Below are 12249 nucleotides of genomic sequence, written 5' to 3' on the forward strand. Positions count from 1 at the left end.
TCGGGAGGGGCGGTTCGTCCACCGGCGCGACGGTCCGTTCGGCCGGTCCGAGGAGTACGCTGAAACTACCGAGGGTATTTCGCGCACCGGCCACCACGCTCGTGTCGTTTTCGGCGATTGAATAGGCCGGGCCGACCGAGGTCGGCCCGGGGCAGGGTTCGCGTCATGACTGCGACCATCTCCTTCTCGCCGACACTCGAAGACCGGTTGTCGTCGTCCCCTCCCTCCTCGTCCCCGCTCCGCCTGTCGCTGGCTCCCGTCGGTCCCGCACCGGCTCTCCTGGACGGCGCATGGTGGCCCCGCTCCCGTGATCTCGGGGCGGAGCTCCCCGCCCTGACCGCCGTGCTGGATCCGCTCTGGGGGCGGATCACCCGGGTCGCGGTGAATCCCACCCACTGGCCGGTCGTTCCGCGCAAGGTGCCCGTCGCCGGGCATGTGGTGAAGGTGGGCTGGTTCCTCGCCGAGCTGGACCCGCACGAACTGCTGCTGCTCTCCTACCGCATGGGCCGCTGGAACCTCCTCGTGGTCCCGCCGCGTACGGACCCCGCCTCGGCCGCCTGGCTGATGGCCGCCGCGAGCGACCCCCTGGGTACGTCGACCGCGAGCCGGCTGATGGAGGAGGCGGCACGGCTGCGGACGGTGTCCGAGACCGAGCCGCCGCACCTGCCCGGTCGCACGGCGTGCGGTGAACCGAGTTGACGAACCCCGTCCCACCCACACCCCATGCGTCCGAACAGAGGATCCATGTCCCTTCCACAACTGAACGTCTACCGGCACGACAGCGCCACCCGCGCTCTGATCACCCTCGTGGGAGAGATCGACCTCGCCACGGCACCGCAGGTGAGCGAGGCGCTGGCCGAGTGCCTGAGCGACGGAATCCTCGACATCGACGTCGACCTCACGGCGGTCGCCTTCTGCGACGCCGGCGGACTCAACGCCTTCCTCGCGGCGTTCCGGCTTGTCACGGATGCCGGTACGGCCCTGCGACTGCACTACCCGTCGCAGGCCATGGCCCGCATCATCGAGATCACCGGCTCCGGATTCCTGCTCCACCCGGTACTCACCGGTCGCACCCGGCCTCGTCCCGGTGGGCGTGACCCCGGATCAGATGTCATTGGACGTCAACTCCGTTGCCCGGCCGCTCCTTGAGCCTTCCCGTCACCTACACGTACGCTCTGTCACCCAAATCGCCGGTTTCAATTTGAATGATCAAACTATTGAGATCGATTGTGTGATGAGTAGGCTTCCCCTGAAATGGCGCGGACCCCATTTCGGACCAGTCCGCCATCGCTAGCACGCCGGGGACTTCTGTGGCACTTCACGCGCAAGCGGCAAAACAGCAGGCAGGCCAAGAAGCGGAACGGCGGCGAGGCGGCGAGGAGACGGCTCCGGAGCGCGGGTTGTCGCTGCGTACGACCCTGCTCATCCTGGCCCTGGTTCCCACCGTCGCCATGATCGCCCTGTGGGCGACGAACTCGGCGCAGCTCTACGGCAACTGGAAGAGCATCAACGACCGCAACAACGCGGGCAAGCAGCTCGGGCAGCCGATCGTCGGCGTCTTCTACCAGTTGCAGGCGGAGCGGCAGCTGAGCGCGGCGGCACTCGCCGGCCACAACGCCGACCGGTCCGGTCTGGCGAAGCAGCGCGAGCTCACCGACCGGTCCGTCCAGGGCCTCACGGCGCTCTCCGGCTCCGTGCCGGGCGGTCTCACCAAGAGTTTCCAGCAGCTCAGCCGGGGTCTGGAGCGACTGCCCGAGTACCGGAACGCGGTGGACAAGCGGGACGCCACCGAGGACCAGATGTTCGACAGCTACACCGCTGTCATCGCCTCGGACATGCAGTTGTTCGAGGAGTTCACCAACGTCGGCATCGGCGAGGTCAACGTCCTCACCAGGCCGGTGCTGGACGCGCAGTGGGGCCAGGAGATGCTCTCGCGCGAGAGCGCGGTCTTCACCGCCGGAACGGTGAGCGGTCACCTCACCAGTGCACAGCGCCTCCACATCGCCGAGGTGATCGGCAGCCAGCAGCACATCTACGAGAACAAGGTCGTGCCGCGGCTGCCCGGCAAGTACGCCAAGACGTACCAGCGGGTGCTGTCCGGCGCGGCCTGGAAGCAGAAGACCGGGATCGAGCAGCAGGCCCTGACCGCCGAGATCCCCGGGGCGGACGGCCGGACCCCGGTGTCCGCACAGCTCGGCAAGGAGTGGCAGCAGAGCTACGCCGCGATAACCCCCCAGCTGCTGCAGGCCAGCGGCGTGTACTCCGCGTACCTCGTCGACGCCACCAACAACAAACTCGGCGACATGATGACCGACCTGGTCGTCGACAGCACCGTGGGCGCCGCGGCCGTACTGCTGGTGTTCCTGGTCTCGCTGAAGCTCACCGGAGTCCTGCGCCGCCGCATCCTCGGGCTCCGCAACGCGGCGCTGGAGCTGCAGACGCGGCTGCCCGACATGGTGGAGCGGCTGCGGCAGGGCGAGACGGTCGACACGGACGCCGAACTGCCCGAGATCCGCTACGGCAACGACGAACTGGGCATGCTCGGCCAGGCTCTCAACCAGGCCCGCAGCAGTGCCCTGGAGACAGCCGTACGGCAGGTCGAGCAGTACCGCGGCTTCGAGCGCCTGCTGCAACGCATCGCCCGACGCACCCAGTTGCTGATCGGCATGCAGATGAAACGTCTCTCCACGATGCAGCGGCAGCACGAGGACCCCGAGGTCCTGGAAGGACTCTTCGACGTCGACCACCTGGCCGCCCGGCTGCGGCGCTACGAGGAGAACCTGGTCATCCTCGGCGGCGGTCAGCCCCAGCGGCGCTGGCGCAATCCCGTGCTGCTGCTGGACCTGCTGCGCTCCGCGCAGGGCGAGGTGCAGGACTACCGGCGCATCCGGATCGACACCGAGGACGACATCTGGCTGTCCGAGCGCGCGGTCGGTCCCATGGTGCACGTACTGGCCGAACTGATGGAGAACGCGGTGTCGTTCTCCAAGCCGCCGACTCCGGTGGAGGTGTCCGCGTCCCGGGTGGGCCGCGGCGTCGCGGTCGAGATCGAGGACCGCGGCATGGGCATGGACCCCGAGCAGTACGCCGAGGCCAACCGCCTGATGACCGACCCGCCCCGCATGGACGTGATGTCCCGCGCCGACGACGCCCGCCTCGGCCTGTACGTCGTGGCCCGGCTCTCCGCCAACCTGGGGCTGAACGTGGAGCTGCGGCCCTCGTCGTTCGGCGGCACCCGGGTGGTCGTCCTGGTGCCGGCCGAGCTGATCTCCGACGGGAAGCCGCGCTCGGAGCCGCCGGACGACGCCGTCCCGGCGCAACTCGCGGTCATCGGCGCGTCCTCGGGCTCCGGGCAGGACGGCGATCCCGGGGGTGCGTGGCCGGAGCCTCAGCCTCAGCCGCACCTCCGACCGCAACCGCATCCCGGTGGCCCGGAGGCGTCCGCGCTCCCGGTCACCGGCCCCGGGACCGAACCGCCGGCCCGCGCCGCCGCCGCGCCCCCGACGGCGGGTCCGACGGCGAGTCCGGACCCGCTGCCCCGGCGGGTACGGCAGGCCAGTCTGGCCGCCGAACTCCGCGATCCTTCCTGTGTGTACCCTGAGCAGCCGCAAGTCGAGAACTCGGAGACGGAGCCGGAGACGAATCCGGAGCCGTTGCCGCGCAGGACCACGTCGCGCCGCTCCGGCGCCACCGTCGGCGCATTCCAGCGCCAGTCCCGGATAGCCCGGCTCGGGCCCGATTCCGGTCAACAGCCCACTCAACCCTCACCGCGCCACGACGGGGCCCGCAAGGAAGACGGACGATGACTCTGCGAACCACTGCCACCAACTCCGACCTCGACTGGCTGCTCGACCGCTTGGTCGACCAGGTTCCGGGCACCAGGAACGCCATCGTGCTGTCCGACGACGGCCTGGTGGTCAGTCAGTCCAGCAGTATCGACCGGGTCGACGCGGAACGCCTGGCCGCCATCGCCACCGGCCAGCAGAGCCTGGCCCGCGGAGTCGGCGAGGTCTTCGGCGGCGGACCGGTCCATCAGGTCATCATCGAACTCCGTGACCTCTGGCTCTTCGTCAGCTCCGCCGGCCGCGGCACCCACCTGGCCGTCGTGGCGGACCAGGAGGTGGACGCCGAGGTGATGTCGGTGGCGATGCACACCCTCGTGCAGCAGGTCGGGCAGCGCCTGGGCACCGAGGTCCGGGTGGCGCCGGACGTTGCCGAGGGATCGGCGTCCCGCCGCTCCGGCGACGCCGAGAGTGGGGGAGGACGTGGGTGAGCCACTGGGCGGACGCGGCACCGGACGACGAGTACGCGGAGCAGAGCTTTGTCAGGCCGTACACGATCACCCAGGGGCGTACGACCTCGGCTCGGGACGACCTCACCCTCATCACCGTGCTCACGACCGTCGACGCGCCCGGTGAGGAGCCCCCGGCCCGTGGCCTGCAGCCCGAACACCGGCTGATCCTCCAGCAGTGCCGCACCCCGGTGGCCCTCGCCGAGGTCGCCGCCGGGCTGAACCTGCCCGTGGCGGTGACGAAGATCCTCGTCTCCGACCTGATCACACTCGGCAGGGTGACGGCCCGGGCACCGCTGGCGGTCGCGGCGGGCCAGGGACTGGACATGACACTTCTTCAGGCGGTGAAAGATGGCCTACTCAGACTCTGACGACCGGGTCGGGGCACACGCGACCCACTCCACCGCCGCGCAGGCTCCGGCGGCGGTGAAAATCCTCATCGCGGGCGGATTCGGCGTGGGCAAGACGACCATGGTCGGTGCCGTGAGCGAGGTGGTGCCCCTGAACACCGAGGAGCACCTGACCGTCGCGGGCGTCGGTGTGGACGACATCGACGGGGTGGACCAGAAGGCCACCACGACGGTGGCCCTGGACTTCGGCCGGATCACCGTGAGCCCCCAGCTCGTGCTGTACCTCTTCGGCACACCCGGCCAGGAACGCTTCTGGTTCATGTGGAACGACCTGGTGCACGGGGCGCTCGGCGCCGTCGTTCTCGTGGACACCCGGCGGCTGGAGAGCAGTTTCGCCTCGGTCGACTTCTTCGAGAGCCGCGGCGTCCCGTTCGTCGTCGGCGTCAACTGCTTCGACGGACGCCAGGACCGCACCGAGTCCGAGGTCCGGGAGGCCCTCGACCTCGACCCGCACACCCCCGTCGTCATGGGCGACCTCCGGCAACGCCGGGCCAGCCGCGACCTGTTGCTGGCCCTGATCGAGCTTCTGATGTCCGGCCCGGCACAACTCCCCGGTCACCCGGTCGCCGCGCAGCCGGGCACGATCCGCACCATGTGACACTCAGGGTTTCGGGAAGCAGCTGCCCTGGCCCAGGGCGAACCAGCCTGCGGCCAGGGCGGGTTCGAGGGACCCGGCCGCCTCCGGGCCTGCCTCCCGGCCCGGCGCGCGATGCGGACAACCAGGCGCTGCCCATGACTTGCCCTTCACCAGCCCCGTGGTGTTCAAAAATTCAACAAAAGGATCTCCGCGACCGGCAAAGGGCTCTACCCGCATAGATGATCCCGGTGCTGTCATGCTCACGACCGCCCGGAATCCCTGCCGGGCACCGCTCCGGGAGATCCCCCCATGCCCCGAATATCCCGCTCCCTGGTCACCGCCCTCTCCTCCCTCGCCCTCGCCGCCGCCGGCCTCACGGTCGCAGCCGGCACCGCGCACGCGCAGAGCTGCAGCCAGGACTACCTCCCCCTCCCCGACCCCAGCTGCCAGCCCGGCGACTTCAACCCGGACGTCACCCAGTCCACCATCGACTCCACCATCTGCGTCTCCGGGTGGACCGCGACCGTCCGGCCCTCCAGTTCCTACACCACCGCGCTGAAGAAGAAGCAGATCGTCGAGTACGGCTACACGGACACCAGCACCTCGGACTACGAGGAGGACCACTTCCTCCCCCTCGAACTCGGCGGCTCCCCCAAGAGCGAGCTCAACCTCTGGCCGGAGCCGGAGTACGGGACCAAGACCGCCGCCAACAAGGACACCGTCGAGAACAAGCTGAAGAAGGCCGTCTGCGCCGGCACCGTCACCCTCTCCGACGCCCAGGACGCGATCCTCACGGACTGGACGACCGCACTGTCCGACCTCGGCCTGAGCTGACCCCGTCCGCCCGCGACGAAGGGGCCGGCCTCCTCCTCGGGGAGCAGCCGGCCCCTTTCGACTCCCGGGTGCTAACCGCCGTTCTGCTCGACCCGCAGATGGATCGGCCCGCGCAGCACGGGGCTGCGCCGGTACGGCGGCGGGTCGGCGACCAGGCTGGGCCGGTCGAGGCGGCGTACCAGCTCGGTCAGCGCGATCTGCGCCTCCCGCCGGGCCAGCGGGCCGCCGAAGCACAGGTGGATGCCGCTGCCGAAGCCGAGGTGCTGGTTGTCACTCCGGTCGGGGTCGAAGCGGTCCGGGTCGTGGAAGCGGTCCGGATCGCGGCTGCCCGAGGCCAGCATCAGCATGACCTGCGAGCCCTGGGGGATGACGGTGTCGGCGACGGTGACGTCGCTGTACGCCGCCCGCCAGGGAATGATGTGCACGGGCGGCTCGTAGCGCAGCAGTTCCTCGACCAGCGGCACGACCAGATCCGGTTCGCCGCGCAGTCGTTCCAGGATCTGCGGGTGGCGCAGCAGCGTCAGCATGCCGTTGGCGATGAGGTTGACGGTGGTCTCGTGGCCGGCGATCAGCAGCAGGTTGGCGGTGCTGATGATCTCCTCGTCGGTCATCCGCCCGTCCGGCCCGTCGTCGTTGGCCAGCCGTGCCAGCAGGTCGTCGCCCGGCCGGCCGTGGCGCTGTTCCACCAGCCCGCCGAGGTACTCGCGCAGGTCCTGGCGGGCCTGCACGCCGTCGTCGAGCTTCTGCTTCGGGTCGGTCCTCGGGTCGTAGTCGATCGAGTTGATGAGGTCGTTCACCCACACCCGGAACCTCGGTTCGTCCTCGCGTGGCACACCGAGCAGGTGGCAGATCACCGAGACGGGGAACGGGTAGGCGAGGTCGTCGACGATGTCGATCTGCTCCTTGCCCGCGCAGTCGTCGAGCAGACCACCGACGGTGGCGGTCAGGTCGGGTTCCAGGGCGGTCACCAGCCCCGGGGTGTGCGGGGGGCCGAAGTGACGCATCGCCATCCGCCGCAGGCGGTCGTGGTCGGGCGGGTCCATGTTGATGAACGACGGCGTGCCCCCTGCCTCGGCCGAGGGCATCGGATGCGACAGGTTGCGGACGTCCGAGCTCAGGTGCGGATTGTGGAGGATGTCCGCGAGTTCGCGGTACGTGCTGATGACGTAGCTGCCGTCGTCCTGCCGGGCCACCGGCGTCCTGCGCAGCTCCGCGTAGAGCGGGTACGGGTCGGACCGGGAGGAGTAGTCGAGGATCCGGTGCAGCATGTCGGGCGTCTCGGTCGTGGTCATCTCGCTTGCCTTTCCCTCCTGCCGGTCACCGGTGGTGCTGGTGCGCGGCCGTGACGCGTCGCTCGCCCGGGTCGTGTCCGGTGACGACCACGGTGGCGCCCTGGGCGAGCAGGGTGGGGCCGGGGAAGTCGACGGGCACCGGTTTCGTGTCGACGGGCTGGTCGGGCGTGGGACAGGGCGGCGGGAAGGGCGCGGCCGTCTCGATGAGACGCCGGTAGTGGTCCAGCCACTTCGCGTTGTTGAAGGTCACCGCCGCGGTGACCCGGCCCTGGTAGCCGTATGCGGCGACGAAGCGGTGGCCGGACACCGACCCCTGGGTGACGACCACCTCGTCGGCGAAGGTCGGCACGCCGACGGACTTGATGTTGACGCCGAACTGGATCGACCAGAACCGCGGGATGGACAGGTGGGGCCAGCGCTCCGCCTGGCCATGGAGCATGTTGTGGGCCGCGACCTCGGCCTGTTCCACTGCGTTGGCCCAGTGCTCCAGCGAGATGAGCCGGTACTCGTAGACCGGGTTCGGGCAGCGCGCCACGTCCCCGGCGACGAAGACGTCGTCGGTGATCAGGCCGTTGAGGTCCATGGCACGGCAGCCCGTGTCGCAGGCGATGCCCCAGACACCCGCCGCCAGTCCGGAGCCCTGCAGCCACTCGGTGTTGCGGATGCCGCCGAGCGCCACCACCGCCACGTCGGCGTCGATCGTGCTGCCGTCGTCGAAGTGGGCGCGGCGCAGCCGCCCCTGTGCGTCGCCCTCCAGCTGTGTGACCTTGACACCGCACCGCAGATCGACACCGTGGGCGCGCTGCATGTCGGCCGCGACCTCGCCGATCATCGCGCCGAGCGCACCGACCAGCGGGTACGGCGCGAGTTCGGCGACGGTCACCGGGATGTCCCGCTCCCGGCAGACGGAGGCGATCTCGGAGCCGGTGAATCCCGCACCGATGACCAGCACCCGGGAGGGCCCGGCGGCCAGCGCCCGCTGCAGGCCTTCGGCGTGCTCGCGGGTCCGTACGACGAACACGCCGTCCAGGGCCGCCTCGGACTCGACGAACCAGGGCCGGGCCCGTACCCCGGTGGAGATCAGCACCCGGTCGAAGGGAACCTCGCGTCCGTCGGCGAGACGCACGTGGTCGGTGGCCAGGTCAAGACCGCTCGCGGGCACGCCCAGCAGCCACTCCGCGTTGATGTCACGACGCCGCGGCAGCGTGGTGCCCCCGGCGGGCACCCACCCCGTCAGCACCTGCTTGGACAAGGGGGGACGGTCGTAGGGCTCGCCCAGCTCGTCGCCGATCATCGTCAGCGATCCGGTGAACCCCTCGGCCCGCAGGGACTCCGCGGCCCGCAGTCCCGCCAGCGACGCCCCGACGATCACGATGCGGCCGTCGCGCCTGAACGCACGCAGGTTGTCGGCGCTGGTCATGAGCTCGCCGCCGGCACCGGTACGTCCCGCTCCTGCGGCCGCCCCTCCAGCCGGTCGACCAGGATCGCCTGGACCGGGCAGGCCGCCGCGGCCCGCAGCACCCGGTCACGCTGGGCGTCATCGGGGTCCGGGTCGTACATCAGCGCTTCCTCGCCGTGCATCCGGAACGCGTCCGGGGCCAGGAACGCGCACTGCGCATACCCTTCGCATCGGGAAAGATCAACGACGACTCGCATCCCGGCCTCCACAGGGGCTGCAAGCTGCGGGCCCCGAAACCGGCTCCCGCCGGGTCCGCCTCCGCGCACCGCGAGGCGGCGCACCGCGCCAGTCGGGTCTCCGCAGGAAGAATTGGGTGATCGCGAGAAGGAATCCGTCGTCGCGCCCAGGCGACCGGCGACGACGACCGGCGGCGGTGAGACCGCCTAGAGATCCTGGTGTTTCACCCGATCAGCGTATGCCGCGCGCACACCGCCCGCACCCCGGGAAGCCCTGTGCCGGCGGCCCGGCCGCGGTCGGCCGGCCGACCGGCCGGCGCGCTCGGCCCGCGCCCGGCGGGTGGCCCGGCCGCCGCGGTGGTTCGGTGTCGGGAGGAGTGCCGGCAGGAGCAGGAGGTGTCCCGATGACCCCGGACCAGCCCGTACCCTCCCGTCCTGCCCCGCCCTCCCGTCCTACCCCGCCCTCCCGGCCCTTCCGTCCCACGGCACCGCAGCCCCTCTCCGAAGCGGCCTTCCGCGACCTGTACCGCCGGCTGCGGGGCCGGGCCCCGGACGGCGGGGCGGAACGGCGCGGCGCGCTGGACCGGCTGACGCCGGAGCGGGTCGTGGCGGCGGCCGCCGAGGTCAGGTCCGGGCGCACCGTGTCGCTGGCCGCGACCGTCGAGACCCGGTCCGGTCCGGACAGTCCGGAGCCCGCCTCCCACCGGATGACGGCTCCCACGCGCGGGGAGACCTGCGCACCCGGGCTCGCGTTCGCCCGTGACCGGTTCGCCATGAACGTCCACGGTGACGTCGACACCCACCTCGACGCGCTGTGCCACGTGATCTTCGACGGCGAGCTGTACGGCGGCGTCCCGGCGAGCACCGTGACACCGGACGGTGCCTGGGCGCTCACCGTCGATCTGGTGCGGGACGGCATCGTCGGGCGGGGTGTCCTGCTGGACGTCCCGCGCCTGCGCGGGGTGCGGTGGCTGGAGCCCGGCGACCAGGTGACCGCCGAGGACCTCGCCGCGGCCGAGGCCGCCCAGCGGACCACGGCCGGACCGGGTGACCTGCTGTTCGTACGGGTGGGCCACCGCCTGCGGCGCCGGACCCTCGGGCCCTGGGACGTGACACGGGCCCGCGCGGGCCTGCACCCGACGGCCATGGACTTCCTGGCCGACCGGGGCGTGTCGGTCCTGGGCTCGGACGGCAACAGCGACGCCGCGCCCAGCGCGGTCCCCGAAGTCGGGTTTCCCGTGCATGTGCTGGCCGTCAACGCCATGGGGCTGCATCTGCTGGACTGGCTGGACTTCGAGGACCTGGTACCGGTGTGCGAGCAGCAGGGTCGCTGGCACTTCCTGTGCGTGATCGCCCCGCTGCGGCTCCCGGCGGCGACCGGCTCTCCGGTGAACCCGATCGCCGTTCTCTGACCGTGCCGGTGTCCGGCGCCGGTGCGGGCCCACCCCGGGTGCCGCACCCCCGCACGGCGCGTACGTTCGAAGGAGGGAGGCCTGCGCCGGCCGCGGACCGCGCGAACAAGGACGGTGGTTGCCATGGACGCCCTGCCCCCGTACGACGTCATCGTCATCGGCACCGGTGCCGGCGGCGGCACGCTGGCCCACCGCCTGGCCCCGTCCGGCAAACGGATCCTCGTCCTCGAACGCGGCGGCTACCTGCCACGCGAACGCGACAACTGGGACTCCACGGCCGTGTTCGTGAAGGCCAAGTACCGGGCCCCGGAGTTCTGGCTGGACCGGCACGGCAACGAGTTCCCGCCCGAGGTGAACTACTACGTCGGCGGGAACACCAAGTTCTACGGCGCCGCGCTGTTCCGGCTGCGCCCCGAGGACTTCGGCGAACTCCGCCACCACGACGGCATCTCCCCGGCCTGGCCCATCGGTTACGACGACCTGGAGCCGTACTACACCCAGGCGGAGCACCTCTACCTGGTGCACGGCCGGCACGGCGAGGATCCCTGGGAAGGGCCGTGCAGCGCCCAGTACGCGTATCCGCCGGTCGAACACGAGCCGCGCATCGAGCAGTTGAGCATGGACCTGGAGAAGCAGGGACTGCACCCCTTCCACCTGCCGATCGGGGTCAACCTCACCCAGGACGAGGACGGCCGGGCCACCCACTCCAGCGTCTGCATCCGCTGCGACCGCGTGGACGGCTTCCCCTGCCTGCTGCGCGCCAAGTCGGACGCCCAGGTGATCTGTGTGGAGCCGGCCCTGGAGCACCCGAACGTGGAGATGATCACCAACGCCAGGGTGACCCGGCTGGAGACCGACGCCGGCGGACGCAGTGTCACCGGCGTCGTCGCGCAGCTCCCGGGCGAGCGGGAGGCCCGGTTCTCGGCCGACATCGTGGTCGTGGCCTGCGGGGCCGTCAACTCCGCGGCGCTGCTGCTGGCTTCGGCGAACGACCGGCATCCGCGCGGTCTGGCGAACAGCTCGGACGTGGTCGGGCGGCACTACATGCGTCACAACAACCTGGCGCTGATGGCCGTTTCGGAGGAACCCAACGACACCCGGTTCCAGAAGACCCTCGCCCTGCACGACTGGTACCTGGGCGCGGACGACTGGGAGTACCCGCTCGGCGGGATCCAGATGCTCGGCAAGTCGGACGCCGAGCAGATCCACGGCGAGGCCCCGCGCTGGGCCGGGGCGGTCATGCCGGACATGCCGTTCGAGGTCCTGGCCCATCACGCCGTCGACTTCTGGCTGTGCGGGGAGGACCTGCCGCAGCCGGACAACCGGGTGACCCTGGAGGACGACGGCCGGATCCGGCTCACCCTCGACGAGGGCAACAACATCGCCGGTCTCCAGCGCCTGCGGCACAAACTGCAGCACATGCTGGGCCATCTGGGCATGCACGAGCACGGTCTGCTGTCCCACAGCATCTACCTGCACAAGGGGATGCCGATCGGTGCCACCGCGCACCAGGCCGGCACGGTGCGTTTCGGCACCGACCCGGCGTCCTCCGCCCTGGACGTCAACTGCAAGGCGCACGACCTGGACAACCTCTACGTCGTGGACACCAGCTTCTTCCCGAGCATCGGCGCGGTCAATCCGTCCCTGACGGCCATCGCCAACGCCCTCCGGGTGGGCGACCACCTGCTGGAGCGGCTGGGCTGAGCCTCCGCCGGGCGTCCGGCCCCCTGCCGGGCCTGCGCCGGCGCCCGGCCCCCGACCGGGCGAAGTTCCTCCGCCGGGCAGCGCAACGCGCTCC

Annotated in this window: 12 protein-coding genes; 9 read left to right on the forward strand and 3 right to left on the reverse strand. The window is 70.8% G+C overall.

The annotated features are described in order from the left end of the window. Nucleotides 1–165: 165 nt before the first annotated feature. From SSP29_RS09770 to SSP29_RS09800, 7 genes are all read left to right on the forward strand, one after another. Nucleotides 166–699 carry a DUF5994 family protein gene (locus SSP29_RS09770; RefSeq protein WP_150133857.1) on the forward strand — a complete coding sequence of 178 codons (534 nt, stop codon included), beginning with the start codon at nucleotides 166–168 and terminating at the stop codon, nucleotides 697–699. Between the two features lie 45 nt (nucleotides 700–744). Continuing rightward, nucleotides 745–1149 (forward strand): STAS domain-containing protein, encoded by a 405-nt coding sequence (locus SSP29_RS09775; protein ID WP_089100150.1) that lies wholly within the window; start codon nucleotides 745–747, stop codon nucleotides 1147–1149. Between the two features lie 251 nt (nucleotides 1150–1400). Beyond that, nucleotides 1401–3806: a nitrate- and nitrite sensing domain-containing protein gene (locus SSP29_RS09780; RefSeq protein WP_089100151.1), complete on the forward strand. Its 2406-nt coding sequence runs from the start codon at nucleotides 1401–1403 to the stop codon at nucleotides 3804–3806. Next, nucleotides 3803–4273, forward strand: a complete 471-nt coding sequence (locus SSP29_RS09785) for a roadblock/LC7 domain-containing protein (RefSeq protein ID WP_089100152.1) — start codon at nucleotides 3803–3805, stop codon at nucleotides 4271–4273. Before SSP29_RS09780 ends, SSP29_RS09785 begins: the two co-directional genes overlap by 4 nt. Beyond that, entirely contained in the window at nucleotides 4270–4662 is a 393-nt protein-coding gene (locus SSP29_RS09790; protein ID WP_089100153.1) for a DUF742 domain-containing protein, read from the forward strand. The genes SSP29_RS09785 and SSP29_RS09790 overlap by 4 nt, the downstream gene beginning before the upstream one ends. Beyond that, nucleotides 4643–5299: a GTP-binding protein gene (locus SSP29_RS09795; protein ID WP_089100154.1), complete on the forward strand. Its 657-nt coding sequence runs from the start codon at nucleotides 4643–4645 to the stop codon at nucleotides 5297–5299. The genes SSP29_RS09790 and SSP29_RS09795 overlap by 20 nt, the downstream gene beginning before the upstream one ends. Before the next feature lie 288 nt (nucleotides 5300–5587). After that, complete coding sequence (locus SSP29_RS09800; protein WP_089100155.1) at nucleotides 5588–6112, forward strand: hypothetical protein; 525 nt, start codon at nucleotides 5588–5590, stop codon at nucleotides 6110–6112. A 71-nt stretch (nucleotides 6113–6183) separates the two neighbouring features. Here SSP29_RS09800 and SSP29_RS09805 read toward each other — a convergent pair whose 3' ends face one another. The 3 genes from SSP29_RS09805 to SSP29_RS09815 are packed head-to-tail and all read right to left on the reverse strand — an operon-like array spanning nucleotide 6184 to nucleotide 9060. After that, nucleotides 6184–7404: a cytochrome P450 gene (locus SSP29_RS09805; RefSeq protein WP_089100156.1), complete on the reverse strand. Its 1221-nt coding sequence runs from the start codon at nucleotides 7402–7404 to the stop codon at nucleotides 6184–6186. 25 nt (nucleotides 7405–7429) lie between these two features. Continuing rightward, nucleotides 7430–8824 (reverse strand): NAD(P)/FAD-dependent oxidoreductase, encoded by a 1395-nt coding sequence (locus tag SSP29_RS09810; RefSeq protein ID WP_089100157.1) that lies wholly within the window; start codon nucleotides 8822–8824, stop codon nucleotides 7430–7432. Next, complete coding sequence (locus tag SSP29_RS09815) at nucleotides 8821–9060, reverse strand: ferredoxin (protein ID WP_089100158.1); 240 nt, start codon at nucleotides 9058–9060, stop codon at nucleotides 8821–8823. The genes SSP29_RS09810 and SSP29_RS09815 overlap by 4 nt, the downstream gene beginning before the upstream one ends. Nucleotides 9061–9443: 383 nt before the next feature. Here SSP29_RS09815 and SSP29_RS09820 point away from each other — a divergent pair, with 383 nt between their 5' ends. Together SSP29_RS09820 and SSP29_RS09825 are read left to right on the forward strand one after the other, a co-directional pair. After that, the gene (locus tag SSP29_RS09820; protein ID WP_089100159.1) at nucleotides 9444–10451 is read left to right on the forward strand and encodes a cyclase family protein; all 1008 of its coding nucleotides are present in this window, start codon (nucleotides 9444–9446) and stop codon (nucleotides 10449–10451) included. 123 nt (nucleotides 10452–10574) lie between these two features. Further along, nucleotides 10575–12155 (forward strand): GMC oxidoreductase, encoded by a 1581-nt coding sequence (locus SSP29_RS09825; RefSeq protein ID WP_089100160.1) that lies wholly within the window; start codon nucleotides 10575–10577, stop codon nucleotides 12153–12155. The last annotated feature ends 94 nt before the right edge of the window (nucleotides 12156–12249 follow it).

Origin of the sequence: Streptomyces hyaluromycini, assembly GCF_002217755.1 — a bacterium.
Lineage (GTDB): Bacteria > Actinomycetota > Actinomycetes > Streptomycetales > Streptomycetaceae > Streptomyces > Streptomyces hyaluromycini.

What these genes read in the sequence shown, in the direction of transcription:
- SSP29_RS09820 (WP_089100159.1), top strand. Translation starts at nt 9,444, where the DNA reads ATGACCCCGGACCAGCCCGTACCCTCCCGTCCTGCCCCGCCCTCCCGT.
- SSP29_RS09805 (WP_089100156.1), bottom strand. Translation starts at nt 7,404, where the DNA reads ATGACCACGACCGAGACGCCCGACATGCTGCACCGGATCCTCGACTAC.
- SSP29_RS09810 (WP_089100157.1), bottom strand. Translation starts at nt 8,824, where the DNA reads ATGACCAGCGCCGACAACCTGCGTGCGTTCAGGCGCGACGGCCGCATC.
- SSP29_RS09775 (WP_089100150.1), top strand. Translation starts at nt 745, where the DNA reads ATGTCCCTTCCACAACTGAACGTCTACCGGCACGACAGCGCCACCCGC.
- SSP29_RS09795 (WP_089100154.1), top strand. Translation starts at nt 4,643, where the DNA reads ATGGCCTACTCAGACTCTGACGACCGGGTCGGGGCACACGCGACCCAC.
- SSP29_RS09825 (WP_089100160.1), top strand. Translation starts at nt 10,575, where the DNA reads ATGGACGCCCTGCCCCCGTACGACGTCATCGTCATCGGCACCGGTGCC.
- SSP29_RS09770 (WP_150133857.1), top strand. Translation starts at nt 166, where the DNA reads ATGACTGCGACCATCTCCTTCTCGCCGACACTCGAAGACCGGTTGTCG.
- SSP29_RS09785 (WP_089100152.1), top strand. Translation starts at nt 3,803, where the DNA reads ATGACTCTGCGAACCACTGCCACCAACTCCGACCTCGACTGGCTGCTC.
- SSP29_RS09800 (WP_089100155.1), top strand. Translation starts at nt 5,588, where the DNA reads ATGCCCCGAATATCCCGCTCCCTGGTCACCGCCCTCTCCTCCCTCGCC.
- SSP29_RS09815 (WP_089100158.1), bottom strand. Translation starts at nt 9,060, where the DNA reads ATGCGAGTCGTCGTTGATCTTTCCCGATGCGAAGGGTATGCGCAGTGC.